19 protein-coding genes are annotated in these 25,749 nt (G+C 63.2%); 15 read left to right on the forward strand and 4 right to left on the reverse strand.

Annotation, left to right across the window (positions count from 1 at the left end; genetic code table 11):
• The first annotated feature begins 20 nt into the window (after positions 1-20).
• The 3 genes from N7568_RS13360 to rsmD are packed head-to-tail and all read left to right on the forward strand — an operon-like array spanning position 21 to position 3,930.
• A complete protein-coding gene (locus N7568_RS13360; RefSeq protein ID WP_261610287.1) occupies positions 21-1,082 on the forward strand; it encodes a DAK2 domain-containing protein in 1,062 nt (353 codons plus the stop codon).
• On the forward strand, positions 1,072-3,327 hold the full coding sequence (locus N7568_RS13365; protein ID WP_261610288.1) for an ATP-dependent DNA helicase RecG: 2,256 nt from the start codon (positions 1,072-1,074) through the stop codon (positions 3,325-3,327). The genes N7568_RS13360 and N7568_RS13365 overlap by 11 nt, the downstream gene beginning before the upstream one ends.
• A gap of 36 nt (positions 3,328-3,363) precedes the next feature.
• Positions 3,364-3,930 carry a 16S rRNA (guanine(966)-N(2))-methyltransferase RsmD gene (gene rsmD / locus N7568_RS13370; RefSeq protein ID WP_261610289.1) on the forward strand — a complete coding sequence of 189 codons (567 nt, stop codon included), beginning with the start codon at positions 3,364-3,366 and terminating at the stop codon, positions 3,928-3,930.
• A 7-nt stretch (positions 3,931-3,937) separates the two neighbouring features.
• Here rsmD and N7568_RS13375 read toward each other — a convergent pair whose 3' ends face one another.
• Together N7568_RS13375 and N7568_RS13380 are read right to left on the reverse strand one after the other, a co-directional pair.
• On the reverse strand, positions 3,938-4,603 hold the full coding sequence (locus tag N7568_RS13375) for a spermidine synthase (protein ID WP_439898979.1): 666 nt from the start codon (positions 4,601-4,603) through the stop codon (positions 3,938-3,940).
• A 131-nt stretch (positions 4,604-4,734) separates the two neighbouring features.
• Complete coding sequence (locus N7568_RS13380) at positions 4,735-6,000, reverse strand: aminotransferase class I/II-fold pyridoxal phosphate-dependent enzyme (RefSeq protein ID WP_439898980.1); 1,266 nt, start codon at positions 5,998-6,000, stop codon at positions 4,735-4,737.
• Between the two features lie 35 nt (positions 6,001-6,035).
• Here N7568_RS13380 and coaD point away from each other — a divergent pair, with 35 nt between their 5' ends.
• The 8 genes from coaD (at position 6,036) to N7568_RS13420 (ending at position 12,422) form a co-directional block, all read left to right on the forward strand.
• Entirely contained in the window at positions 6,036-6,536 is a 501-nt protein-coding gene (gene coaD / locus N7568_RS13385; protein WP_261610290.1) for a pantetheine-phosphate adenylyltransferase, read from the forward strand.
• A gap of 166 nt (positions 6,537-6,702) precedes the next feature.
• On the forward strand, positions 6,703-7,230 hold the full coding sequence (locus N7568_RS13390; RefSeq protein ID WP_261610291.1) for a YceD family protein: 528 nt from the start codon (positions 6,703-6,705) through the stop codon (positions 7,228-7,230).
• Positions 7,231-7,263: 33 nt separating this feature from the next.
• On the forward strand, positions 7,264-7,467 hold the full coding sequence (gene rpmF / locus N7568_RS13395; protein ID WP_011775139.1) for a 50S ribosomal protein L32: 204 nt from the start codon (positions 7,264-7,266) through the stop codon (positions 7,465-7,467).
• A 23-nt stretch (positions 7,468-7,490) separates the two neighbouring features.
• Positions 7,491-8,201 carry a ribonuclease III gene (gene rnc, locus N7568_RS13400; RefSeq protein WP_261610292.1) on the forward strand — a complete coding sequence of 237 codons (711 nt, stop codon included), beginning with the start codon at positions 7,491-7,493 and terminating at the stop codon, positions 8,199-8,201.
• Positions 8,202-8,206: 5 nt separating this feature from the next.
• A complete protein-coding gene (mutM, locus tag N7568_RS13405; protein WP_261610293.1) occupies positions 8,207-9,196 on the forward strand; it encodes a bifunctional DNA-formamidopyrimidine glycosylase/DNA-(apurinic or apyrimidinic site) lyase in 990 nt (329 codons plus the stop codon).
• Between the two features lie 183 nt (positions 9,197-9,379).
• Complete coding sequence (locus tag N7568_RS13410; RefSeq protein WP_261610294.1) at positions 9,380-10,087, forward strand: hypothetical protein; 708 nt, start codon at positions 9,380-9,382, stop codon at positions 10,085-10,087.
• Positions 10,088-10,095: 8 nt separating this feature from the next.
• Positions 10,096-11,397: an MFS transporter gene (locus N7568_RS13415; protein ID WP_439898981.1), complete on the forward strand. Its 1,302-nt coding sequence runs from the start codon at positions 10,096-10,098 to the stop codon at positions 11,395-11,397.
• A complete protein-coding gene (locus N7568_RS13420; RefSeq protein ID WP_261610295.1) occupies positions 11,394-12,422 on the forward strand; it encodes a TolB family protein in 1,029 nt (342 codons plus the stop codon). The genes N7568_RS13415 and N7568_RS13420 overlap by 4 nt, the downstream gene beginning before the upstream one ends.
• 21 nt (positions 12,423-12,443) lie before the next feature.
• On the opposite strand, the gene N7568_RS13425 is transcribed toward N7568_RS13420, so the two are convergent.
• Positions 12,444-17,354, reverse strand: a complete 4,911-nt coding sequence (locus N7568_RS13425) for a DUF4082 domain-containing protein (protein ID WP_261610296.1) — start codon at positions 17,352-17,354, stop codon at positions 12,444-12,446.
• Between the two features lie 355 nt (positions 17,355-17,709).
• On the opposite strand from N7568_RS13425, the gene smc reads away from it, so the two are divergent.
• Together smc and ftsY are read left to right on the forward strand one after the other, a co-directional pair.
• A complete protein-coding gene (gene smc, locus N7568_RS13430) occupies positions 17,710-21,288 on the forward strand; it encodes a chromosome segregation protein SMC (protein ID WP_261610297.1) in 3,579 nt (1,192 codons plus the stop codon).
• Between the two features lie 20 nt (positions 21,289-21,308).
• Positions 21,309-22,514 carry a signal recognition particle-docking protein FtsY gene (ftsY, locus tag N7568_RS13435; protein ID WP_261610298.1) on the forward strand — a complete coding sequence of 402 codons (1,206 nt, stop codon included), beginning with the start codon at positions 21,309-21,311 and terminating at the stop codon, positions 22,512-22,514.
• 78 nt (positions 22,515-22,592) lie between these two features.
• On the opposite strand, the gene N7568_RS13440 is transcribed toward ftsY, so the two are convergent.
• Positions 22,593-23,813: an MFS transporter gene (locus N7568_RS13440; RefSeq protein WP_261610299.1), complete on the reverse strand. Its 1,221-nt coding sequence runs from the start codon at positions 23,811-23,813 to the stop codon at positions 22,593-22,595.
• A 262-nt stretch (positions 23,814-24,075) separates the two neighbouring features.
• Between N7568_RS13440 and N7568_RS13445 the strand changes: the two genes are divergently transcribed.
• Positions 24,076-25,395, forward strand: coding sequence for an ammonium transporter (locus N7568_RS13445; protein ID WP_261610300.1), 1,320 nt, complete (start codon positions 24,076-24,078; stop codon positions 25,393-25,395).
• A complete protein-coding gene (locus N7568_RS13450; protein WP_017199639.1) occupies positions 25,392-25,730 on the forward strand; it encodes a P-II family nitrogen regulator in 339 nt (112 codons plus the stop codon). Before N7568_RS13445 ends, N7568_RS13450 begins: the two co-directional genes overlap by 4 nt.
• Positions 25,731-25,749: the final 19 nt, after the last annotated feature.

The raw sequence follows: 25,749 nt of genomic DNA on the forward strand, positions 1-25,749 counted from the left end.
TCGCCGCGAATGCGCACGCCATGAAACGCTGGCTCGGCAAGGCGGAGGTGGTCCTCGGCAACCACAGCGACCGCCTCAATGCGATCAACATCTTCCCTGTGGCTGACGGCGATACCGGCACCAACCTGTATCTCACGGTCAGGGCGGCCGTCTCCGCCCTTGACGACGCTGCGCCGGAAACCACGGAAACAGGAAATGATGTGGGCGCCGTACTCTCACGCGCCGGGCAGGCAGCAATGGAACAGGCACGAGGTAACTCGGGCACGCTGTTTGCGGTCTTCCTGTGTGCCGCTGCTGAACCGCTGGCAGGCAAGTCACGACTCAGTGCGCCGCTGCTGGCCACGGCCCTGAACAGGGCCCAGATCCGAGCCTGGTCCGCGTTGAGCGAGCCCGTCGCCGGAACCATGCTCTCGGTCCTGGAGGCGGCCGCACATGCGGCCCAAGCCGTGGATGCTTCCCAGAACTCCGACGACAGCAACCATGCGCTGGGCCTGTCGCTCGACGCCGTAGTGGAGGCCGCCTTCCAAGCCGTTGTCCGCACCGAGAACGAGCTCGCTCCCTTGCACGAAGCGCATGTGGTGGATGCCGGCGGTGTAGGCATGCTGCTGGTCCTGGACTGCCTCCGCTCCGCCGTCCTGGGTGAGGACATCCAGGACGAACTCCTGGATGGGTTGCACGGTTACAAACTGCAGGATCCCCACATCCACGAGCACATGCCGGCCGATGACGGCGTTGAAGTCATGTGCACCATCAGCCTTTCGCCCTTGAACGCGGCAATCCTCCGGCAGCGCCTGGATGAGATGGGTGATTCGGTCATCATGAGCCAGGTGGGTGGAGTCCAAGGCCGGGAACAGGACGACGACGACGAATCCGCTGTTGAAGCAAGCTACCGGTGGCGGGTCCATGTGCACGTTCCGGATCCTGAGCCGGCCGTAGCCCTGATACGTTCGCTGGGGGAGCCCACCGACATCGCAGTCAGCCAACTGGCCCTGCCCCGTGACAAAGGCCCGGAAGCGGCGCCACAAGAGCCAACCGGCACCGAAGAACCCAGCATTCCAGGCCAGTCACGGCATGATTACTGAGCTGGAACTACCCCTCGAACGCAGGATAGGAAAGCGGTCCGCGGCCGTCATCGACAAGCACTTGGGGCTCAAGACCGCAGGCGCCTTGCTGAATTACTTTCCGCGACGTTACCTGAGCCGCGGTGAATTGACTCCGATCAGCAACCTTCCGCTGGACGAAGAAGTCACGCTCATTGCGCGTGTGCTGTCCAACAGCACGCGGCAGATGCGGGCCCGGCGCGGTTCCATCACGGATGTGGTGGTGACGGACGAGGCCGGTGGAAGCAGTGCGCAGGGCACGTTGAAGGTCAGCTTCTTCAACGGATTCCGCGCCAAGGCAGAACTCCTGGCTGGCCGCCGGGCGATGTTCTCGGGAAAGGTGACCCGCTACGGTGGATCTCTCGGCTTGACCAACCCCGATTTCCTGCTGCTGGACGAGGACCCCGAAGCCGAGGGGGCCGTGGATCCGGAGAAACTGGCTGCCATGCCCATCCCGGTCTATCCGGCGACGGCCAAGCTGACCAGTTGGTCCATCCACAAAGTGATTACTGCCTTGCTGCAGACCATGGACCTTGACGCCTTGAAGGATCCGCTGCCGGCCGACATCGTCCGAAGGGACGGGCTACTCAGCGTGGCCGAGGCCTACCGGTTGATCCATTCGCCCGAAACCTCAAAGGATTGGCAACGGGCCCAGGAACGCTTCCGCTACCAGGAGGCCCTGGTTCTGCAGACAGCCCTGGCACGGCGCCGGGCCCAGCTTGCGGCGGAGGAAGCCACGGCACGCCGGCCGCTCAGCGGGGGTTTGCTCAGCACGTTTGACCAGCACCTGCCCTTCACACTGACTGCCGGCCAGTCCGCCGTCGGGAAGACCCTTTCGGAAGAACTTGCACGGGACACGCCTATGAACAGGCTGCTGCAGGGCGAAGTGGGTTCCGGTAAAACCATCGTTGCCCTCCGCGCCATGTTGCAGGTAGTGGATGCAGGCGGCCAAGCTGCGCTGCTGGCGCCCACGGAGGTTCTTGCGGCCCAGCATTTTCAGTCCATCCGCCGGACCCTGGGTACGTTGGCCAGGGACCATGTATTCGGTGGCGCAGGCATGCTCGGCGGCGACTCGACACCTGAATCCGTGCAAGTGACGCTGCTGACGGGTTCCATGCCTACCGCAGCGCGCAAGCAGGCAATGTTGGACGCCGCTTCCGGAAACGCGGGAATCGTGATCGGCACCCACGCTCTGCTGAGCGACAAAACGAGCTTCCAGGACCTCGGCTTGATCGTGGTGGATGAACAACACCGGTTTGGCGTGGAGCAACGTGACGCCCTTCGGGCCAAAGCGCAGCGGCCACCTCACTTGCTGGTCATGACGGCCACACCCATCCCGCGTACCGTTGCGATGACGGTCTTCGGGGACCTCGAGACCTCTATCCTCGATGAACTTCCCGCCGGTCGTGCCCCGATTTCGACGCATGTGGTGGGACTCGTGGAGAACCCCGGATGGGTGGACCGCATATGGAAACGGTCGCGCGAAGAAGTCGATTCGGGCCATCAGGTGTATGTGGTGTGCCCCAAGATCGGATCGGACGACGACGGCGACTTCAGTCCCGGGGAAGCGGCACCCAGCGACGCCGACCTTGCCGACGACGCCGCGGCGCGGGAGCTCGCATCGGTGATAACCGTCGTCGAAAGCCTCCTGCAGGAGCCGTCCCTCGCGGGAGTCAGCGTGGCGCCGCTTCATGGCCGGCAGGACCCGCAACTGAAATCCGACACCATGGCATCGTTCGCGGCCAACCAGACCAAGGTGCTTGTTTCCACAACCGTCATCGAGGTGGGCGTGGATGTCCATAACGCCACCCTGATGGTCATTCTGGACGCCGATCGCTTTGGGATTTCACAACTGCACCAGCTCCGGGGCCGGGTGGGCCGAGGGGGCTTGCCGGGCACCTGCCTGCTGGTAACCACACTGGAACCGGGCCACCCCAGCCGGAGACGCCTTGAGGCAGTCGCTTCAACCACTGACGGGTTTGAACTCTCCCAGGAAGACTTGAAGCTCCGCCGTGAAGGCGACATCCTGGGTGCCTCGCAATCAGGTGGACGTTCCACACTGAAGTTGCTGCGGGTCCTTGAACACGAGGACATCATTGCCCGTGCCCGCACGGACGCCCAGGGGCTGGTGGCCGCGGACCCTGCCCTGCAGCACCAGCCAGCACTCGCCGCAGCGATCGACGAATACTTGAACCCCGAAAAGGAGGCGTTCCTTGAACGCGGTTAGAAGTCCAAGGATCCACAACCCGTACGGAGCGGTCCAGTGAGCCGGATCATTGCCGGAGTTGGTGGCGGGAACCCCCTGACCAGCGTTCCCGGCACAGCAACGCGTCCCACCACGGACCGGGTCAAGGAAGCGCTGTTCTCCCGCCTGGAATCATTGGCCATCATTGACGATGCCCGGGTGTTGGACCTCTACGCCGGTTCGGGGGCCTTGGGGATTGAGAGTGCCAGCCGGGGTGCCCGCAGCGTGGATCTTGTGGAATTCGACGCCAAGGCAAGCGACGTCTGCCAGCGCAATGCGGACTTGGTTAATCAGCTCCTGGGCGGCAAGAGGGTCTCGGTCCACCGATCCAAGGTGGAATCGTTCCTGGAGCGTGCGGCGGACGCTGACAGGTGGGACCTGGTCTTCCTGGATCCGCCCTACCCCTTGGAAGAAGCGGCCGTGAGCGCTGTGCTTGCAAAGTTGGCGCCTCACCTGGATGACGCCGCTGTGGTGGTAGTGGAGCGGAGTTCGCGAAGCCCTGAACCTGCCTGGCCTGAAGCCTTGGAATGCTTCGCCGACAAAAAGTACGGCGAAACCAAACTCTGGTTCGCTGAGCCGGCCTAGGAGGCGGTCAAGGCCGGCCCGTAATCCGGTCCAGGTCCATGCCGGTGAGTAGGGTGGCGGGGTGTGGGCCGCGGGCAAGCAGCTCCGCTGTCCACTCCGGCGACCACGGCCTCCGGGTGCCCACCAGGATGATGTTGCCGGGGTATCGGCCAGCGAACATTCCCGTTTCGGCGAAGGCTGCGACGTCCGGCATGGCCTGGCGCATGGCAGCCACTTGGCTGCGCACCAGTGTCAGCGCGGGTTCGTCGCCTACGTTGACGATCAGGACCCCCTCCGGGCCCAGGCGCGCCGCTGCTTCTTCGTAGAACTCCCTGCAGGCGATATGGGCCGGTGCTTCGGGGCCGGAGAAAATATCAAGAATCACGACGTCGAACAGCACCTGGGCGGAAAGCTCCGCCAAGGCGTCGCGGGCGTCGCCGATGTGGGTGTGCAGGATGGTGCCCTCGGGCAAGGGCAGCTGTTGAAGCACGAAGTCCAGCAGTTCGCGCTCAAGTTCAACCGCGTACTGTTCCGAGCCGGGGCGGGTCGCCTGGACGTAGCGCGCAAGGGTGAGGGCGCCTGCGCCCAGATGCAGGGCGCTGATGGGTGCTCCGGGTTCAGCGGCCAGGTCCACCACGTGCCCGATCCTGCGCAGGTACTCGTAGAAGATCTCCGAGGGATCGGCAAGGTTCACGTGTGATTGCTCGGCTCCGCCGATGCTGAGGATGAAGCTGCCATCGATGAGGGAGTCCGCGTCAATGGTGGCGTGCTGTCCTGTGGTTCGGAGGAAGCGCGTGGCGTGGTGCTGGCCGGCGCCTGTGGGACTCAGAGCCGGTCCTTGAGCGTGGCCAGGCGGGCAGCAGCTTCTTCCAGGACATCCGCTTTCTTGCAGAAGGCAAAGCGCAGCAGGCTCCGGGTTCGCTCGGCACCCTCCGGGTGGCAGAAGACGGGGACCGGGATGGCTGCTACTCCAACGAGTCCTGGAAGGCGCCTGGCAAGGTCCACGGAATCGCGAATGCCCAGTGGCGCTGTGTCTACGTTGATGAAGTAGGTGCCGCTGGGGGTGTACACGCCGAACCCTGCTGCCCTGAGGCCTTCGGCCAGAATGTCGCGTTTGCGTTGGAGTGTTGTGGCAATGCCCGTGTAGAAGTCATCGGGAAGGGCAAGTCCGACGGCGATGGCACTTTGGAAGGGTGTGCCGGAGCTGTAGGTCAGGAATTGTTTCACGGTGCGCACGGCCGACACCAGATGTTGGGGTCCGCTGAGCCAGCCGATTTTCCAGCCCGTGAAGGAGAAAGTCTTTCCGGCGGAGGAGATGGTGATGGTCCGCTCTGCTGCTCCAGGCAAGGAACCGACGGGGATGTGGGGCACGCCGAAGGTCAGGTGTTCGTAGACCTCGTCGCTGACAATGGTGGCCCCGTATTTGGCGGCCAGCTCCACGATCTTCGCCAGGACATTTTCGGGAAAGACAGCACCCGTGGGGTTATGCGGATTATTCAGGAGGACTATCTTGGTGCGGCTGCTGAAAGCCTCTTCCAGCGCCGGGAGGTCGGGGAGGAAATCCGGAGCCAGCAGGGGAGCTGTGACATGTGTGGCACCTGCCATGCCGATGATGGCCCCGTAGGAGTCATAGAAGGGTTCGAAGGTCAGGACTTCGTCGCCGGGCTGGATGAAGGCGAGCAGCGTGGCCGCGATTGCTTCTGTTGCGCCCGTGGTGACGAGGACTTCGGTGTCCGGATCCGGGTAAAGCCCATAGAAGCGTCCCTGGTGTGCCGCGATCGCTTCCCTCAGCGCCGGAACGCCTTTGCCGGGCGCGTATTGGTTGGCACCGGCGGCGATGGCCGCTTGCGCTGCCGCCTTGATCTCAACGGGTCCGTCTTCGTCCGGGAATCCCTGGCCAAGGTTGATGGCGCCCGTAGACAGGGCCAAGGTGGTCATCTCCTCGAAGATGGTCACTCCCAGTTCTCCGTCGGGTGAAAGAAGGTTGGCCCCGGTAGCGGCTCGTTGCCATGGTGCCTGGCTGGTCCCTTCGGTGGTGCCGGCACTCATATCAACGGAGGGGCTGCTGCCTGCGGATGCCATGTCAGCCATGGTATCCCGGCAAAGCCATGGGGTAGGTTCGTCTCATGAGACGCGCGGTATGCCCTGGATCCTTTGACCCCATCCATAATGGACATCTCGAAGTCATCGCCCGGGCTGCCGGCCTGTTCGACGAAGTCATCGTGGCTGTGTCCACCAACTATGCCAAGAAGTACCGGTTCAGCCTCGAGGACCGTATGGAGATGGCACGCGAAACCCTGGCTTCCCTGCGTGGGATCATCGTGGAGCCCATGGGTGAAGGATTGCTGGCGGAGTACTGCCGCCACCGAGGGGTTTCGGCCATCGTCAAGGGTCTCCGCTCGTCCTCGGACTTCGACTACGAACTGCCCATGGCCACCATGAACCGCCAGTTGGCCGGCGTCGAAACTGTCTTTCTCCCGGCCGAAGCGCATTACGTCCACTTGTCGTCGACCCTGATCAAAGAGGTCAACGTGCTGGGAGGGGACATTTCCGATTTCGTCCCTAAATCCGTGTTGAAGCGGCTCCTTGCTGGCGAGCCTGCAACGGAACCGCCGCGCAAAGGGTAGGCTTGACGGGTACCTCGCGCCCTTATGCGGAGTGCCCCAAGCTGAAACCACCGCGTATTTACGCGCGCCCGGCGTCGGTTTGAGTCCTCAAGCGTGATCAGGCTAAGATGGTACGTCGGTCATATGTTCTACAGGAGTTCTCATTAAGCGAGATGCAAGTTCGCCCTTGGCGCTGGTAGTCAAGGACCTTGGACGCAGTCCAGGGACCATGCGGACACTCAACGAGCATGTACCTGCGCCAAGTGACCTTGGTGTGGCGCTCATTGGCGTGAAGGAAGGCTCGGATATCGAGCTGGATCTTCGCCTGGAGGCCGTACACGAAGGAATTCTGGTATCTGGCTCCGTAATTGTCGAAGTAACCGGCGAATGCGGTCGATGCCTGGATCCCCTTGCGTATGACCTTGAGGTCAATGTGCAAGAACTTTTCTTCTATGAAAGCGTTGAGCTTTCGGGCGAAGAAGACGATGAAGAGCAACGTCGAGTCGAGTACGATCTAATCGATCTTGAGCCGGTGTTGCGGGACGCAGTTGTCACTATGCTGCCGTTCCAGCCGGTGTGCCGGGAAGACTGCCAGGGTCTGTGCTCCGAATGCGGAGCGCGCCTGGAAGACGAGCCGGGGCACCACCACGAGGTCATTGACCCTCGCTGGGCTGCCCTAGCTGATCTGGCTAAGACTGACCGGCAAACCGATTAGTAAGTGTTCGTCTAAGAGAGAAATGAGATAGCCGTGGCTGTTCCCAAGCGGAAAATGTCTCGCGCAAATACACGCGCCCGCCGTGCCCAGTGGAAGGCAACTGCCCCCAACTTGGTCAAGACCATCGAAAACGGTCAGGTTACCTACAGCCTGCCGCACCAGGCAAAGGTCGTTACTGACTCTGCCGGCACCGCGCTGTTCCTTGAATACAAGGGCCGCAAGGTCGCAGACGCCTAATCTGCCGTACTGGCTGACTAAGGATGTCTTCAACTGAAGAGCTTCTGAAGCGTCTCGGTGTCTCCATTGACACCGAGACGCTTCGTCTTGCTCTCACACATCGCTCATACGCGTATGAGAACGGCGGGATTCCCACCAACGAGCGCCTCGAGTTCCTCGGCGACTCCATCCTGGGTTTCTCCGTGACTGATTCTCTTTACCGTGAGAACCCCTCGCTGCCCGAAGGCGAACTTGCCAAGCGGCGTTCCGCCGTCGTCAGTACGCGTGCCCTGGCCGGTATCGGCCGGGCGATCGGCGTAGGCGAGTTCATTTACCTCGGGCAAGGCGAGAAGCTCACCGACGGTAAGAACAAGGCCTCCATTTTGGCTGACACCATGGAAGCCTTGATCGGCGCCACGTACCTCTCGAACGACATCGAGACCGCACGCCAACTGGTCATGCGGCTGGTGGGACCGCTCCTGAAGGATGCGGGTGCCCTCGGAGCCGGGACTGACTGGAAGACGAGCATCCAGGAATTGACGGCAAGCCGGCAGCTGGGAGCCATCCACTATGCAGTGGAGGGCTCGGGGCCGGACCATGCCCGTACGTTCGAGGCAGTGCTGAACATCGGCGGGACTCCATACGGCCGCGGCTCGGGACACTCCAAGAAGGAAGCGGAACAGGAAGCTGCCGCTGATGCGTGGCGCGCGTTGACGGCCTTGGACCCCACCACTGCCGGTCCTGCTTCTGCCTGAACGCCATGCCTGAGCTTCCCGAAGTAGAGGTGGTCCGTCGTGGCTTGGCCCGGTGGGTCCGTGGCCGATCCATCACCGGCGTTGATGTCCTTGATGCGCGTTCCATTCGAAGGCACGTACTCGGAGCGGAAGACTTCATCGGGAATCTTGAGCACGCCACCGTGCTGGATGTCGTGCGACGAGGGAAATTCCTCTGGATGCCCCTGGCCATGGGCAACCCACACGAAGCCAACCCACACGAAGCGAACCCCCACGAAGCGAACCCACACGAACTTCCAAAGGTAGCGCTGATGGCGCATCTGGGAATGAGCGGCCAATTGCTGATGCAGGACCCTGACGTGCCGGATGAGAAGCACCTGAAGGTCAGAATCAGGCTCAGCCCGGTGGACGGCATGCCCGAACAGTTGCGGTTTGTGGACCAAAGGATTTTCGGCGGCCTGTTCGTGACGTCCTTGGTGCCTACTGCCGACGGCGGCCCTGGTGGCTTGGGCGAAACGCCCCTGCCGGAGATCGCCGAAGAAGCATCCCACATCGCGCGGGATCCTCTTGACCCCTGCTTTTCTTTCGACACGTTTTACCGAAAGCTCAAAAACCGGAAAACGGGTATCAAGAGGGCTCTTCTGGACCAGTCCGTCATCTCGGGTATCGGCAATATCTACGCGGATGAAGCCCTGTGGCGCGCCCGCCTCCATTACGCCAGGGCGACGGACACCATGCGCCGTGCGGATGCCGAGCGGTTGGTGGATGCTGCGAGGGACGTCATGAACGCGGCACTGGCTGCGGGCGGGACAAGTTTTGATTCTCTCTATGTCAACGTCAACGGCGATTCCGGGTACTTTGCCCGCTCCCTTAATGCCTACGGACGTGCCGGCGAATTGTGCGGCCGCTGCGAGGCAGCCGGACTGCACAGCATCATGAAGAGGGAACAATTCATGAACCGTTCCTCTTACACCTGCCCCGTGTGCCAACCCCGGCCACGGAACGGACGTTGGTAGCGCCAAAACTGTTCCGGAATCCGGGTCGCAATGGCAGACTGTCCCCATGAACAGCTTGGCGCTTCACATCGCCATCGCAAGGTCCAACGCCACCACAATATGGGTGGCGTCAGTTCTACCTGCGGCTGTTTCTGAACCAAGGCCCACCCGCCCCCTCCACGGCCCTGCAGGTCCAGGTACGCCATGATGGCGCGACGGCTGGTCATTGCAGGTATTTGCTTGGCTGTGCTGATTGCAGCGGCAGCCCTCATTCTGGACCAGATGGCGAGGCCGGGGTCCACGGCCGTCCAGAGCCCGGCGTCGTCCGGTTCAAGCCCGAACCCGGGATCCGGCGCGTCCGGTACAGGTGCAGCCGCGACGGATAGTCCCGTGCCAGGCAGCGGGAACGGCGAAACGGAGGGCAGCGGAAGCGGGAACAGCGGCGGCGAAAGCAGTACCGGCGCGTCCACCGCTAAACCGCTCGAAGTCCTGCCTCCGGTCACCGCCACTCCAACGGGCTTGCCTGAACCCTCGGCCCCGGCGCCGCTCATCACCGGGGCACTTCCCAAACCCGGCAGTGCTTCCGGTGAACTGGTGGACGGCTGGCCCGACGGCGTGCTTTCACTGCCGTCAGGGACCACCATTGGGTCCACCTCCGTTTCGACGTCGGGTGACATCCTTCAGTTGACCGCGGACGGCATCATTGCCAAGCCGCAGGCCGAGGTCCTCGATTCATTCCGCCAATCGTTGGTAGCCCGTGGATTCTGGACCGAGGACGCCCCGGCCGCGGAGGGCGGCGTGGCCGCACGGTTTGTGCGGGGCACTGACACGGTGACGGTTTCAGTTTCGACGACGGGGACGGGCAGCTCACGCTTCCAGCTGTTGGGCAGCCTGCACACGACGGCGGACTAGGAGAATCCGTGTACATTTCGCTCTCAGACCGCAGTGGCGGTAAGCGGGACAAGCCACAGGGCAACGGAACGGCACTATCAACCGAGGTGCCGTTCCGTTTGTCTCCGGTCATCCTGTGGCTGGGAATCGTGAGTATGGTGACCGATGTTTCCTCCGAATCTGTCACGGCGATCCTCCCGTTGTATGTGACCGGATTCCTGGGACTGTCCACCATCGCCTTTGGCTTCATCGACGGCATCAACCAGGGCGCCAGTGCCATCGTCAGGATTGCGGCCGGGTGGGCAGCAGACCGCAGCGGCCACCCCAAGCGGATAGCCTTGGCGGGATACGGCCTGTCGATGCTCGCCAGGATTGGCTTCCTGTTCGCCGGAGGATTCTGGGCTATCGCGGCCATTGTGACGGGGGACCGGATAGGCAAGGGAATCCGTACGGCGCCACGTGACGCCCTGATCTCGGTCTCTGCCCAGCCTGAACATTTGGCACGGTCCTTCGGCGTTCACAGAATGCTGGACAACATCGGGGCTGCGGCCGGGCCGTTGATCGCGTTCTTTGTGTTGTTGATGATTCCCAATGGTTTCAGCACAGTTTTTGTCGTGTCCCTCGCCTTTGCGGTGATCGGAGTCGCCGTTTTGGCGCTGGTTGTTCCGGACATTCGTGCCCATGGCCTGAAGAGTACTGAGGGATGGGAGGACCGGCGGCTCTTCGCCTTTTCGTGGAGCCATTTGAAGGAACCGGGGCTGGGCAAGCTGCTCATCGCCGCAGGCCTTCTGGGTGTGGTGACCATCGGTGATGGCTTCATCTACCTGGTTCTGCAGGCCAGGGATTCGTTCGCCGTCCAGTGGTTCCCGTTGCTGTTCGTCGGCACCAATGTGGTGTTCCTTGCCCTCGCAATTCCGTTGGGCCGTCTGGCTGACCGGGTGGGCAAAGTGCCGGTTTTCGTGGGCGGGCATATCGCCTTGCTGGCAACATACCTTCTCGCCGCGGCCCCCTTTGGGGGACTTTGGGGGACCATGGGGTGCTTGGTCCTGTTGGGAGCGTTTTACGCTGCAACCGATGGCGTCCTGGCCGCCTTGGCCAGCCAACTCACGCCGGCGGGGAAGCTTGCTACAGGAATTGCTTCAGCCCAAACGGTGGTGGCGTTGAGCAGGATGACCGCCTCTGCGGGCTTTGGCGTGCTCTGGTATGCCGTGGGTGCGCCGACGGCCATGGTAGTGGCCAGTGCACTCCTGGCCTGTGCCGTGGTGGCTGTCACCGTGATCCTGCGGAGTGCCAGGCCCGCCGCACACCAGGACGCGGGCAGCGGGGCATGAGTGGGACACTGACCGGCAGCAAGGCGCGGTGGGGTGTTCTCTTCGCCGTGACAGCACTTGTGCTGGCAGCAGCCGGGATCTATGCGGTGGGCGCCTACCAGCGGTTCGAAGAGAGCAGGACCGCGGCTTCGTCCGTGGGTGTCACTGCTGGCCAGCCACTTCCGGCTGCTCCTTTTGTCCTTTTCCGGAACACGGCGTCGGGCCAGGGCTATGGCAATGCGGCAACTGTGCCCCTGTCCGCTCCGGGCGGTACCAGGGCGGTGAGTGAACAAGAGTGCGACCGCGTCTATGGGACAGCCGGAACTGTGGTGTGCTTGAAGACGAACCGCGGGCTGGTGACTGCCTTCGAAGCAGCAGTCATGGACCGCGACTGGCAGGTCCAGCGTTCATGGCCCCTCCCGGGCATCCCGAGCAGGACCCGGGTCAGCGCTGACGGCTCCATGATCGCTACTACCGTCTTTGTCACGGGTCACTCCTACGCCGCTTCGGGGTTTTCCACCGCCACTGAGATCACCCTGCCCGACGGCACGACCGGGAACCTTGAGGACTTCGCGTTGATGGTTAACGGTGAACGCCTGGTAGCCACTGACAGGAACATCTGGGGAGTGACCTTTGCGCCGGGACAGAGTGATGTCTTCTACGCCACAGCGGCATCGTCGGGCCGTATCTGGCTGGTCCGGGGGAGCCTGTCCGCGAAAACCCTCACGGCCATTCACGACCATGTGGAGTGCCCGTCGATCTCACCTGACGGCACTCGGATCGCTTACAAGAAGAACGACGGCGGCGGGCTGGTTGCTCACTGGAAGGTCGCCGTCCTTGACCTCGCCTCAGGTCAGGAAACGGTTCTGGCGGAGAAGCGCAGCGTCGATGACCAGATTGAATGGCTGGATAACCGGAACCTGCTCTATGGCTTGGCAGATGATGCAGTGGAAGGTGACAGCAACATTTGGCAGCTGGGCACAGAACCGGACTCGCAGCCAAGCCTTTTCATCGCCCACGCGTGGTCTCCAAGCGTCGTTCGCTGAAGAAGGTTTCAGGCAGCCGCCTCAGCAGAGCCCGAGCAACCCGCAGAGCAACCCACCTGATTGCGTGGGGCTGGGCGAGGGACTGGGCGAAGGACTGGGTGAGGCGGTCGCCGTCGCAGTCGCCGTGGGTGACGGTGTTGGAGTAGCCGTCGGAGTAGCTGAGGGCGAGGGTGAGGGTGTAACCACCTGCTGTGCCGGGGCTGTGGTGGAATACACCACATCCACAAAGTAGTTCGTGGCATTCCAGGAGGTGGTTGGCATGACGCCCCCGGATCCATACCGGTAGCGGCCGTTGTTCGGGCCACTGGCGGTGAACACCCCGCTTGTGTAGGTCTGGTTGAAGAACGCAGAGGTGTAGGAGTAGCGGCCATTGGGTGCCCTGTAGGACACCACGTAGGTTTGGCCCGTCACCAACGCGACTGGCGCGGAGAGGGTGGCAGTTTGCCAGCCCGTGGCCGTTTCGTTGGTGAACGTCACCTGCGCCAGGCGCGTACCTGCCGAGTTCCACAGCGAACCCACGTGGGTTCCGGTGTTGCCGGCCCCCTTGTAGAAACGTATGCCCGTCACGTTCCCTGCCTGCGAAACACTGAAAGCAGTACCGAGCTCCACAGGCATGAAGTCAGTCGCAGACACTATTTGGGGTGTCAGCGATCCAAAGATCGTGGACACTTGGACGGTGGGTGCCGCAGTGGTGAATTGCCAGTTGGTAGTCGGGAACGACTGTTCCTGTTGGGAGATGACGTTACTGACGCTGGCCGAGATCACGGTGCTGTTGGGCAGCCCCGCGGTGGGGGTGAACGTGACGGTCCGGCTGTCCGCAGAGAGGGCAGCTGCACCGGCCACCGGGTTGCCGTTCGCTGTCAGGGTGAACGACGCTCCCGGGCGGATGGCGGAGGAGAAGGTGATGGAAGGCTTCACATCCGTGGGAATGCCCGTGGCCCCGGGAGCCGGTACCTGTTCGGAGATCGTCAGGGGCTGCGCGGCGGTGGCGAACACCACATCCACCAGGTAACTGGCGGTGGAGGAGGAACCCGGGAAGTCACTGTTGTAACCGAAAGCTCCCGAGTCAGCCGCCGTGCGCAATGGCCCGCTGGTGAACCCTTCACCGAATCCGCCGGCGGTATAGGAGTACTTGCCGGTGGGAGCCTTGTACGCCGCCACGTACTCGGTATCCGCAGTAATGGTCACCGGTTGGCTGAATGTTGCCGTCTGCCAGCCGGTACTCGACTCATTGGTGAAGGTGACCGTGGCCAGGAGTTGTCCCGTGGCTGTGTAGAGCGAACCAGTGTGGGTTCCCGTGTTGCCGGCCGCCTTGTAGAAGCGCACTCCGGTGATCTGGCCCGCAGTGTCGCTGGCGAACCTGACGCCGAGCGACAACGAAACTCCGTCATCGGCGTTGGGCGTCGCAGGTGTCACGGTGTCCTGGTAAAGCGTGCACGGGCAGAAGCCGGGAGTACGCGGTGCTGGAACTGTGGTGAAGGTCCACGTTCCACCAGCAGACATCGGTTGTCCGGAGACGGACGTTGCCGTCACAGTCGCCGTGTAGGAGGTCCCTGCGGTCAGGGCAGCGGTGGGGGTGAACGTGACTTTACGGGTAGCTGAGTCGTAGGCCGACGCGCCGGCAACTGCGGCACCGCCCGTCACCTTTACTGCCATGCTGACGCTGGATGCCACCGCCGCCTCGGACAGCACTGCGCTGACTGCGGTGTCCAGTGGAACACTCGAAGCGTTTGGCAACGGCGAGTGTGAACCGACCGTGAATGGCGGATTCGGTACCGTCACCACGACGTCCACCAGGTAGCTGGTGGTCGATCGTGAAGCGGCAAAGTCGCCGCTGTAGGTGTACGCGCCGGCATCCGATGCCGCCCGCAGCGGACCAACACTGAGCCCTGACCCGAAGCCGTTTGTGGTGGCCGAGTAGGTACCGGTCAGCGACTTATAGGACACGATGTACTCTGTGTTCGCGGCCATCTGGACAGGCTGGCTGAACATGGCGGTCTGCCATCCTGAGGCACTTTCGTTGGTGAATGCCACCGTGGCCAGCTGCTGTCCGGCGGCTGTGTACAAGGCACCATTGTGGGCACCCGTGTTACCAGCGGACTTGTAGAAGCGGATACCCAATACCTCACCCGCGGAAACACTGGAGAACCTCACTCCGAGGGTCACCGGCACGCCTTCACGCAGCTCGGCGATCCCGGGCGTGACGGAGTCATCGAAGAGGCTGCAGGGGCAGGCGCCCGGAACAGGCAACGTGGCTGCTGTGGTGAAGGACCACGTGCCACCGGCAGTGACGGGACCCCCGATCGAATCGGTGCCGGACAACGTCGCGGTGAATTGGGTGCTGAAGGCCAGAGCGCTCGACGGCGTGAAAGTGGCCCGCCGCGTTGCGGCGTCGTACGCCGTAGTGCCTGCCACAGGTCCCGACGGAGACTGCAACGTCAGCTGGACACTTGCCCCAGTGACCGGCTTGGAGAAGACAGCACTTACTTTGGTATTCACGGACACGCTCGACGACGACGGAATGGGCGTGTGGCCCGAGACGGTCATGGGGGAGCTGTCTACCGTGCTGAAGAGCGCGTCCGCGAAGTAGTTGCCACCGTTGAAGCTGGTGGTGGGGAATCCTGGCGAGGTGCTGTAGACGCCCGCCGGTTCAGCCCCGAAACCACCAGCCACTTTCAAAGGCGCGTCGGTGGAACCGAAGCTCGCCCATTGATGGTCCTTGGTGGCGTAGTGTCCATTGGGTGCCCAATAGGACACCGTATATTTCTGGCCGGCCGCAACAGGCACGGCTTGGCTGAACAGGGCAGTTTGCCAGCCGGAGGCCGTTTCATTGGTGAACGTGGCCGTTGCCAGGCGCTCGCCGGTTGCGCTCCACAATGAGCCGGTATGCGTGCCGGTGTTGGCGGTGCTCTTGTAGAAGCGGACGCCGGTGATAAAGCCGTCCACTGACGGTGTGAAGCGCAGGCCCATTTCGTAGGCGCCGCCGTCACCGGAGTCCTTAACCACTGGAACGGTCTGGCCGAAGACGCTGTAGGGGCCGCTGAGGGTGATGCTCCTGGTCACGGCCGCGCCGATGTTGGCACTGTCATCGATGGCCCGTGCCTGGATAGTGGCTGTGGTCATGCCCTTCTGGATGTACGTGTAAGTCCAGCTTTGCTTTCCCTGTGCGGGGTGCCAGGTTGCACCGCCATCGGTTGACACTTCGACGCCGGCCACAACACCGCCCACGTCGGCAGCAGTTCCGGTCACAGTGACGCTGCTTCCGTGTGCCACGGTGGCTCCGGTGGCGGGCGCCGAGATGGCAGCCGTTGGTTTGGTGGTGTCAGTGCTTGCTGCGGCAGCAACCAGTCCTGCCGCGCGAGTGGCTGGTTGCGCGCCCATGTCGGCGAGGATGTTGACCTGCGCCTGCCGCATGCGGGCATCGGCGGGTGCGCCGTCGCCGTCGTGCTCCTGGTCCAGGCCCCAGGTCCACTGGACGCTGCCTGCTGAAAAGACCAAAGCGCCACTGGCGGCCCGGTAAAGGGTCACGTTGTGGGTGGTGCTTCCCGGTGCCACGGTGTTGCCGAAGTCCTGCAGATATTCCGGAACGTTTCCCACGGTGGTGGACAGCCGGATGAGTCCAGCAGGCCGGAACCCGTTGTCCAGGTCCTCATTGGATTCGTAGCCCACGGTGTGGGGTGCGAGTGCTGTAGAGGAACCCGCCGGCATCGATGCCAAAGTGGTGTTCCGCCAGAGCCTGGTTTTGCCCTCATCCGCTTTGACGGTCACCGGGAGGTCCGAGTGATTGGACATATAGATTGTTCCGGTTACGGCATTCTCGGGCAGGCCTCCGCCGTTGGCTTGGGAAGCGAAGCGCGGGTCACGCCACGTGCCGGTCCACTCCGTGCTGGGATCGATCTTGGCGTTTCCCCAGGTTTCCTTGTAGCAGGTCAAGGTGCGGTTGGCGGCACTATCAACTGTTGAGGGCTCAAACCTGGTGCGCCAGTACATTTCGTTGCCCGACAGGAACTGAAGATTGACGCCGGCGTCCCTCGCGGCTGTGACGTTGGCCCGTTGGGGACCCGACCAGTATTCGTCGTGGCCGACCGAAAGGAAGACCTTGTGGTTCAACAACTCGGCGCCGTTGCGGTGCGTATCCAGGCCGCTGATGTAGCTGACGTCGTAACCGTTCTGCTCCAGGAATCGCACCATGGGGTATTCGTTGGAGAAGTAGAAGTCCCTGCCGCCGGGGCCGTCCCTGGTTGCCATGGGGCGGTTGTAGCTGACCTTGTAGGACCTGCCGTTCGCGGCGCCCTGGTAGAAGTCCGAGCCGCCGTAGGTGTTGTAGGCCTGCCATGTCTGATCAGCAGTCTGGAACACGACGGCGGAGCGGCTGCCGTCGTTGCGGACGATGAAAGTGATGTGGCTCTTCGCACCCGTATCGGGGCGCCGGAGGAGCGCGATGTAGACGCCTGAGACAGCGGTAGCAGGTACCTGCCACGTTGCGGATACTGCCCATGTGCCGCAGTCGTACAGCTCTGTGGCGACGTCGCTGCGGCAAGCGGGCTGGGTCTGGCGCAACACTGATGGTGTCACGTCGGCGATCTTGCGGGCGCCGTTGCCCGCATACCAGCCTGTCCGGTAGATCGCGATGGTGTAGCTCTGTGCGTTCGTATCCACCTTGAACCGGATGGGTTGACCTGCGTTGACGCTGATCTCGGTGGAAAAACCCTGGATGCTGTCGTCGCCGGCACCGTTGATGTCCCACTCGGAGGGCGGGCTCCCGGTCTTCGAGTTCTCGCAGGCCACAAGGTTCACCACGGGATCGCAGGGACCCGCAGCGACCGCCGCTGTTGCGGTAAGAGGCAAGAGGGCCGCCACTAAGGCAATCACCAAGGGCGCTAGGAATCCCTTGAGGACTCGCTGGGGTCGGGTAGCTGAAGAACCGGGCATCAGAACTCCTGGAGTGGGGTACGCCAATTGCTTAAACGGGCCCGTAGTTTCGTGCGCACGGTCCCTGCTTGTCGCTCCCCAGCCAGGGTCAAACCAAGATTTTCAGTTATGGAACACAGGGTTCTCACTTGGATTGCCGTTCCGAAGATCGGGACCGGATCCGGCGGTGACTGAACCGAAGTTCACGTCATAGCCGGATCACCGGAACGGGTAGGCCAAGTAGCCCTTGGCAGGAGTGTAGGGGTGCGGCTTGCCGACCACAAGGCGTTCCGGCAACAGATCCGCAGATTTCGATCAAACGGCAGTAGATTTAGGGGAAACAAACACCCGGGCCACCCAGGAGAACCGAAGCGCCTTGCACCTGAAAAGTTTGACTGTCCGAGGATTCAAGTCGTTCGCGTCGGCCACGACCTTCGACTTCGAGCCCGGCGTCACTGCCGTCGTCGGTCCCAACGGATCGGGCAAATCCAATGTGGTCGATGCTCTGGCCTGGGTTATGGGGGAGCAGGGCGCCAAGACACTGCGCGGCGGCAAAATGGAAGACGTAATTTTCGCCGGGACATCCGGCAGGCCGCCGCTGGGCCGGGCGCACGTGGCACTGACCATTGATAACGCAGACAATGCTCTTCCCATCGAGTACAGCGAAGTCACCATCTCCCGGACACTTTTCCGTACCGGCGGATCCGAATACGCCATCAATGGCGCACCGTGCCGGCTCCTTGATATCCAGGAACTGCTGTCCGATTCCGGCCTGGGCCGTGAAATGCACGTCATCGTGGGACAGGGCCAGTTGGATCGGGTCCTGCACGCCACCCCTGAAGACCGGCGTGGCTTCATTGAGGAAGCAGCCGGCATCCTCAAGCATCGCCGCCGCAAGGAAAAAACTGTCCGCAAGTTGGAAGCCATGCAGGCAAACCTCGCGCGGCTGGGTGACCTCACGGCGGAAATCCGGCGCCAACTCACTCCGTTGGGCAAGCAGGCGGAAATAGCCCGCCGTGCCCAGACCGTGCAGTTCGATGTCCGGGATGCCCGCGCCAGATTGCTGGCCGATGACCTCGTGCAACTGACCACCACCCTTGAGCAGGATGTTGCCGATGAAGCTGCGCTTAAGGAACGCCGCGTGGTTGTTGAGGCGGGACTGGGGGTGGGACGGCGACGTCAGGCCGCCTTGGAGCAGAGGGCCGCGGAAGCCACCCCGCGCCTCAACGCGGCACGCGACCATTGGTACCAGCTTTCCGCCGGCAGGGAGCGTTTGCGTTCGCTCGGATCCCTGGCCTCTGAACGCCGCAGGCTGCTTGGCTCATCGGAAACCACTTCTGATACAGGCCGTGATCCCGAGCAGCTTGAACGCCAGGCAGCCCGGGTCCGCGAGGAACAATCGGCCCTGGAACACGACATCCTGGCCAAACAGGCAGCACTGCTCGAAGCCACAGTGGCGAAGGACGGGGCTGAAGCGCTCGCAGCCGCCGAAGACAAGCGGTTGACGGCCATGTTGCGGGCGGCGGCTGACCGTAGGGAGGGCCTGGCCAGGCTTGCGGGTCAGGTGGCGGCCGCCAGATCACGGGCGGAAGCGGCTGAGGCTGAACGCGGCCGGCTCAGGGAATCCCTCGCGTCAGGCGATGAACGGCGCCGCAAGGCCCAAAGCGAGTTCACGGCTCTCGAAACCCAAGTGGCGGGTGTTGAGGACGGCGAGGAAAGCCTCGACGCGGACTACGAAAACGCCAACGATGTTCTGGACGCTGTTCTCGCCGAGATTGAAGAGCTGAAGGCTTCTGAACGCGAGGCAATCCGCGAAAGGGATGCCTTGACGGCCCGGCGCGATGCGCTGCAACTGGGGCTGAACCGCAAGGATGGCTCAGGAAGTCTCCTCACAACGGAGGGCATCCTTGGCCCGCTTGCCGGTTTGGTGTCCATCGAGCCCGGGTACGAGGCTGCGATCGCCGCGGCTCTGGGAAGTGCCTCGGACGCCCTCGTCGTTGCAGACGCGGACACAGCGGTAGCCGCCATCCGGTTGCTGAAAGATGACGACGCCGGCCGCGCGGCCTTGCTTCTCACTGGAAGCGTCGGGGCGCCGGACGAAGTCCCCGGCCACATCGCGCTTCCCGAGGGCATCCGCTGGGCCGCCGACGTCGTGAAAATTACTGATCCAGCCGCCCAAGCGGCCAGGTCATTGCTGGTCCGTACCGCCGTCGTCGATGACCTTCAGGCAGCGGCCGCGCTGGTGGGCGAGCACCCGGACATCAAGGCTGTCACCCGCGAGGGCGACGTCTTCACCGCCCTGACCGTCACGGGCGGCTCAGCTACTGCGCCGTCTCTTCTTGAGGTTCAGGCTGCAGTTGACGACGCCGTTGCCCGCCTCCAGGAGGTCACATCCCGTTTGGAGCGCGGCCGCTTTGCCCTGGCCGGCGCCCAGTCCCGCCGCGCCGAAGCGCAGGACCGCGCCGATGCCGCACTGGAGCGATTGCACGAATCCGATGCACGGCTTGCTGCGGTGGCGGAGCGCTTGGGCCATCTCAACTCAGTCCTTCGCAGCGCCGTGGGCGAAAGCGACAGGCTCGCCGCATCCATGGCCAAGGCGGAAGCCAACATCGCCGAGGCGCAACTTGACCTTGAAGTGGCTGCAGAGCGGCTCGCTGCCGCCCAGGAAGCACCGGACGAAGAACCGTCCACTGATCAGCGTGACGAACTGGCGGCGCAGGCCAGATCTGCCCGCACCCTTGAAACAGAAGCCAGGCTCGCTCTTCGAACTGCAGAAGAACAGTTGGGTGCCATCAGCAACAGGGCGGCATCCCTGGAGCGGGCTGCAGCGACCGAACGGCGCGCCCGTGAGGAGGCTGCCCGCCGGGCACAGCGGCGTCGGGCACAGGCGCAACGGGCGGCGGCTGTGGCGGCAGCGGTGGAGCAGACGCTTCGGTTCATTGATATTTCGGTGGATCTGGCCGGCTGGGAGCGGGACCTCGCAGAGCAAACGCGTGAGCAACTGGAGAAGGAACTCACGGAGGTCCGTTCCGGTAACGACGCCCTGGCCCGGGAACTGGCCGAGCTCACGGATTCCGTGCATCGGGATGAGATGGCGCGAACCCAGCAGCGGCTGCGTATCGAGGCCCTGGAAACGCGGTCCATCGACGAGCTGGGGCTCTCCGCAGACCAACTCGTTGCAGACTATGGCCCCGACCAGCCCGTTCCGTTGCCTGCCGGAACCAACAGCGACAAATGGGCCGAGCTTCGGGCGCCTGTTGATGAGCACGGCGAGCCCGTGGTTGAAGGAGTCCCGTTTGTCCGGGCGGAGCAGGAGAAACGGCTCAAAAAGGCTGAGCGCGAACTGGCGGCCCTGGGCAAAGTGAACCCGCTCGCTTTGGAGGAGTTCGCCGCCTTGGAAGAACGGCACCAGTTCCTCAGCTCGCAACTCGAAGACCTGAAGTCCAGCCGTAAGGACCTGCTGGACATTATCAAAGAGGTGGACGCCCGGGTTCAGCAAGTCTTCACTGAGGCTTTTGCGGACACCTCTGCCCAGTTCGACCACGTCTTTGCCCGGCTCTTCCCTGGAGGTGAGGGCAAGCTGGTGCTCACGGACCCCGACGACATGCTGACCACGGGAATCGAGGTGGAGGCGCGGCCGGCGGGTAAGAAGATCAAGAGGCTGTCGCTGCTCTCGGGCGGTGAGCGCTCCCTCACGGCAGTGGCTCTGTTGGTAGCGATCTTCAAGGCACGTCCGTCGCCGTTTTATGTCATGGACGAGGTGGAGGCCGCGCTGGACGATACCAACCTGGGCCGGCTCATCACCATTTTTGAGGAACTGCGGGAGTCCAGCCAGTTGATCGTCATCACCCACCAGAAGCGCACCATGGAAGTGGCGGATGCGCTTTATGGAGTCACGATGAGGGGCGACGGCGTCTCCACCGTCATCAGCCAGAGGCTCGGTGCCGGGGCATAGCTTTGTGAGAAGGTAGGGGAGTGAACGATTTCCTACCCATAATTCTGTCCATTCTCGCTGCGCTCGTGGTGGTCGGCGGACTCGTGCCGGTTCTGCTGAAGGCCCGGAAATCCGGGGCGAAGTACCCCGGAACACGGGATGCGAACGACCCCCTGCAGTCGTCGGCAGCAGGCGGCGGAACCCTTGTGGAGGACCGCCCGGATGAGGTGAAAGCCCCGGCTCCTACTTTTGACGGAACCGTTGAAGGCACGGACGTGCCGGACGACGTCGCCGGGCTCGAAACCATCGCCATTGACACTCCGGCGCCGGTGGAAGGGCGACTCACCCGCCTCCGCGCCCGCTTGATCAAGTCGAACAACATCCTCGGCAAGGGCCTGCTGGCTTTGCTGTCGGGTGACAAGATCGACGAAAACGTATGGGACGAGGTGGAAGAGACCCTCTTGCTGGCGGATCTCGGCACCGAACCCACCATGCAGCTGGTTGATGCCCTGCGGGAACGTGTCAAGGTGCTCGGCACCCGCAGCCCCGAGGACGTCAAAGCCATGCTGCGCGAAGAGCTCATCAAGCTGGTGGATCCCACCATGGACCGTTCCCTGAACATCGAGCGCAAGGCGGACCGGCCCGCCGTCGTGCTTGTTGTGGGGGTGAACGGCGTTGGCAAGACCACCACCGTCGGCAAGCTTGCCCGCGTGCTGGTGGCTGAAGACAAGGATGTCCTGCTGGGGGCTGCTGACACATTCCGTGCGGCTGCTGCCGAGCAGTTGGCCACGTGGGGACAGCGCGTTGGCGTGCCCACCGTGAAGTCCGACATCGATGGTGCGGACCCTGCCTCGGTGGCCTACGAAGCCGTAAAGGCCGGCATCGACCAGGAGGTCGATGTTGTCATGGTGGATACCGCGGGACGACTTCAGAACAAGACCGGCCTGATGGACGAACTTGGCAAGGTCAAGCGCGTCATCGAGAAGCTGGCTGAAGTGGACGAGGTCCTGTTGGTATTGGACGCCACCACGGGCCAGAACGGCCTGAACCAGGCCCGCGTCTTCGCGGAGGTTGTCAACATCACCGGCATCGTCCTGACCAAGTTGGACGGAACCGCCAAGGGTGGCATCGTGGTGGCCATCCAGAAGTCGTTGGGCGTACCGGTCAAATTGATCGGCCTGGGCGAAGGCCCGGACGACCTCGCACCGTTCGACGCCGAGAGCTTCGTGGACGCGCTGCTCAACTAGCCCTGCCAGCTGGCGCCGTCGCCACACTGACTGGCAGCATCAACTGTTCTGAGTACTGGGAACAGTTGATGCTGCCAGTCAGTTTTTGGGTTTAAGGGGTTCGCGTGCCAACGACCACCCTGCGGCGGTCAGCAGGAGCACGCCTCCGGTAATGCCGAACGCCCAGCCGTAGCCCAGGCGGTCGGCCAGGAGACCCGCCACGATGGGGCCGATGATGGCACCGGTGTCCGCCGCCATTTGGAAGACAGCGAGTACCTTGCCTCCGGAGCGTCCCCGGCCAATGACATCGGCGACGGCGGCCTGCTGCGCCGGGCCCAGCAAGCCGGAGCCGAATCCCGCCACGGCGGATGCCATGAGGAACGCTGGCTGGTCCGTCGTCAGCCCTATGACGCCGGTGGCCAGGCCGGTGATGACAAGGCCGGGAATCAGCAACGGCTTCCGCCCCCAGGCATCGGCCAAACGCCCGGAGAACGTCAACGCAATGGCGTTGCCAACAGCAAAGATCGCCAACGCCCACGCAGCCGTCTCCGGCCTGGACTGGAGGACGGCCACGGCGAACAACGGAATGGTGGCCATACGGACGCCGAATGTCACCCAGCCGTTGCCAAAACTCGAGAACACCGCGGCGCGATACGCGGAGTCGGCCAATGCTTCCTTCAACGTCATGGCCGGGACGGGCGCGGCATCCTCCGCGGCGTTGCCCTCTCCGCTGAGCATGGTGCGGACCACCAAAGCCGCCACCAGCAGTGCTCCGGCATAGGCGAGGAAAGGCACGCGCAAGCCGAATCCTGCCAGCAAACCTCCCACCACCGGTCCCAGCACGCTACCGATCAGAAAGGCGGAGGCGTACGCACCGGACACACGCCCGCGCCGCTCAGGCGGGGCCAGCCGGATGAGCAAGCCCATGGCGGCGACCGTAAACATGACGGAGCCGGCTCCGCCGAGGCCGCGGAAGATCAGCAATTGCCAGTAGTCCTGGGCGAAGGCGCACGCAGCCGTGGAAACCGCCACGATCAACAGGCCTGTGACGTAGACGTTCCGCTCGCCAAACCGTCCGATCAAGGCACCGCCCGCCGGTGCAAACACCAGCCTCATGAAGGCGAAGATGCTGACGATCACCGCGGCGGCAGTCGCACCGACGTCGAAGGTCGTGGCGAATTGCGGCAGCACCGGCGCCACCAGGCCAAAGCCCAGCGCGATCAGGAATGCTGCAGCCAACATCACCTTGATATCGCGGGGCAAGGGTGCTTTCTCCGGCCGGATCCTTGGAGTTTTGACGGATCTGGGCGACTCGGTCATACGGGGCTGGTCCTTCAAATGTGGTTTCGGGCCTGTGGAGGCCAGACGGTTACAAGCTGGCTATTTGCGGTGAAGTCTGACGCCTGAAACATATCCGTAACACCGGGGATATGCACCATTTACGTTGGGGAGGTTGTTGTAACCGGCGCGCAATATAAAACCCGCGCAGGTGAAACACGGCGGCACAAAACTCTTAAGCAGGACGCAAACGGCGTCAGGACAGCGGTTGAACCGCAGATCTAGCAAGAGAGGAACGTGCACCATGGAACTTACCGCAGGTCACGTATGGGTCATGGTGGCGGCGGCGCTTGTGCTGTTCATGACACCCGGTCTGGCATTCTTCTACGGCGGCATGACACGCGCCAAGGCAGCCCTGAACATGATGATGATGAGCTTCATCTCCATCGGCATCGTCGGCGTTGTCTGGGTACTGTGGGGCGCGTCCATGAGTTCAGGCGAAGGCTTCATGGAGATCGTGGGCAACCCGTTCGCCACCTTCGGCCTTGAAGGCATTGACACCCCGGATGGCTTGATCAAGGTGGGCTACGCAGCTACCTTCGCCATCATCACAGTCGCACTCATCAGCGGCGCCATTGCAGACCGCGCCAAGTTCGGCGCATGGAGCATCTTTGTTCCGGTCTGGGTCACCCTGGTTTACTGCCCGCTGGCCTACATGGTGTGGGGCGGCGGCCTGTTCGGCCCTGAAGGCGCCATCGGCAAGGCCCTCGGTCCGGCCATCGACTTCGCTGGCGGCACGGTTGTGCACATCAACGCAGGTGTAGCGGCACTGGTCCTGGTCCTCATCATTGGTAACCGCCGTGGCTTCGGCAAGGACCCGAACCACCGCCCCCACAACATTCCGTTCGTCATGCTCGGAGCAGCCATCCTCTGGTTCGGCTGGTTTGGCTTCAACGGTGGCGCAGCAACAACCGCCGAGCAGGGCGGCCTGATCTGGATCAACACCCTCGCAGCTCCGGCAGCGGCGATGATCGGCTGGCTCATCACCGAACGTATCCGTGACGGACACCCGACCTCCCTCGGCGCCGCTTCCGGCGTGGTTGCCGGCCTGGTGGCCATCACTCCGGCTTGTGCCAACGTCAGCCCGGTCGGCGCACTTGGCCTCGGTGTGGTTGCAGGTGTGGCATCGGCCCTTGCCGTGGGCCTCAAGTTCCGCTGGGGCTTCGACGATTCCCTGGATGTTGTGGGCGTCCACCTGGTCTCCGGCATCATCGGCACCGTGGCGCTGGGCTTCATTGCCCTTCCCGCCGACGGCGTGGGCGGCGGCCTCTTCTACGGCGGCGGAATGACGCAGATGTGGGCACAGCTTGCAGCTGCCGGAATCGCCATCGCCTTCTCGGCCATCATGACGGCCATCATCGCCTTCGCCATCCACAAGACCATGGGCTTCCGGGTCTCCACGGAGCAGGAGAACGTGGGCGTCGACCTCAGCCTGCACGCTGAGACTGCCTACGAGTTCGGTGTCAACGGCCACGGTGGCAGCTTCCAGCCGCTGCACGAGGCAATGACAGGCAAGTCCGAAGAGAAGGCTCCCGCAGAAGGCAAGGAGAGTGTCCAGGCATGAAGCTCATCACAGCGATCGTCCGTCCCGAAAAGCTTGAAGCAGTCCGGGAAGGCCTCGAAGCATACGGGGTCCAGGGCCTGACGGTCAGCGCGGCCAGCGGCTACGGCCGCCAGCGCGGATACACGGAGGTGTATCGCGGAGCCGAGTACAACGTGGATCTGCTGCCAAAGATCCGCATCGAGGTTCTCGCCACGGACGAGCAGGCGGACGACATCCTCGATGTCCTCATCGCCAGCTCCAACACCGGACGCGCCGGTGACGGCAAGGTGTGGACCGTGGATGTTTACGAAGCAGTCCGGGTCCGGACCGGGGAGCGCGGCGCCGCCGCAATCTAAGTTCCTGACACAGCAAAGC

The sequence above is a fragment of the Paenarthrobacter aurescens genome, from assembly GCF_025421775.1.
Taxonomy (GTDB): domain Bacteria; phylum Actinomycetota; class Actinomycetes; order Actinomycetales; family Micrococcaceae; genus Arthrobacter; species Arthrobacter aurescens_B.

What these genes read in the sequence shown, in the direction of transcription:
- N7568_RS13360 (WP_261610287.1), top strand. Translation starts at nt 21, where the DNA reads ATGAAACGCTGGCTCGGCAAGGCGGAGGTGGTCCTCGGCAACCACAGC.
- N7568_RS13365 (WP_261610288.1), top strand. Translation starts at nt 1,072, where the DNA reads ATGATTACTGAGCTGGAACTACCCCTCGAACGCAGGATAGGAAAGCGG.
- N7568_RS13380 (WP_439898980.1), bottom strand. Translation starts at nt 6,000, where the DNA reads ATGGCTGACATGGCATCCGCAGGCAGCAGCCCCTCCGTTGATATGAGT.
- coaD (WP_261610290.1), top strand. Translation starts at nt 6,036, where the DNA reads ATGAGACGCGCGGTATGCCCTGGATCCTTTGACCCCATCCATAATGGA.
- rnc (WP_261610292.1), top strand. Translation starts at nt 7,491, where the DNA reads ATGTCTTCAACTGAAGAGCTTCTGAAGCGTCTCGGTGTCTCCATTGAC.
- mutM (WP_261610293.1), top strand. Translation starts at nt 8,207, where the DNA reads ATGCCTGAGCTTCCCGAAGTAGAGGTGGTCCGTCGTGGCTTGGCCCGG.
- N7568_RS13410 (WP_261610294.1), top strand. Translation starts at nt 9,380, where the DNA reads ATGATGGCGCGACGGCTGGTCATTGCAGGTATTTGCTTGGCTGTGCTG.
- N7568_RS13420 (WP_261610295.1), top strand. Translation starts at nt 11,394, where the DNA reads ATGAGTGGGACACTGACCGGCAGCAAGGCGCGGTGGGGTGTTCTCTTC.
- N7568_RS13425 (WP_261610296.1), bottom strand. Translation starts at nt 17,354, where the DNA reads ATGCCCGGTTCTTCAGCTACCCGACCCCAGCGAGTCCTCAAGGGATTC.
- N7568_RS13440 (WP_261610299.1), bottom strand. Translation starts at nt 23,813, where the DNA reads ATGACCGAGTCGCCCAGATCCGTCAAAACTCCAAGGATCCGGCCGGAG.
- N7568_RS13445 (WP_261610300.1), top strand. Translation starts at nt 24,076, where the DNA reads ATGGAACTTACCGCAGGTCACGTATGGGTCATGGTGGCGGCGGCGCTT.
- N7568_RS13450 (WP_017199639.1), top strand. Translation starts at nt 25,392, where the DNA reads ATGAAGCTCATCACAGCGATCGTCCGTCCCGAAAAGCTTGAAGCAGTC.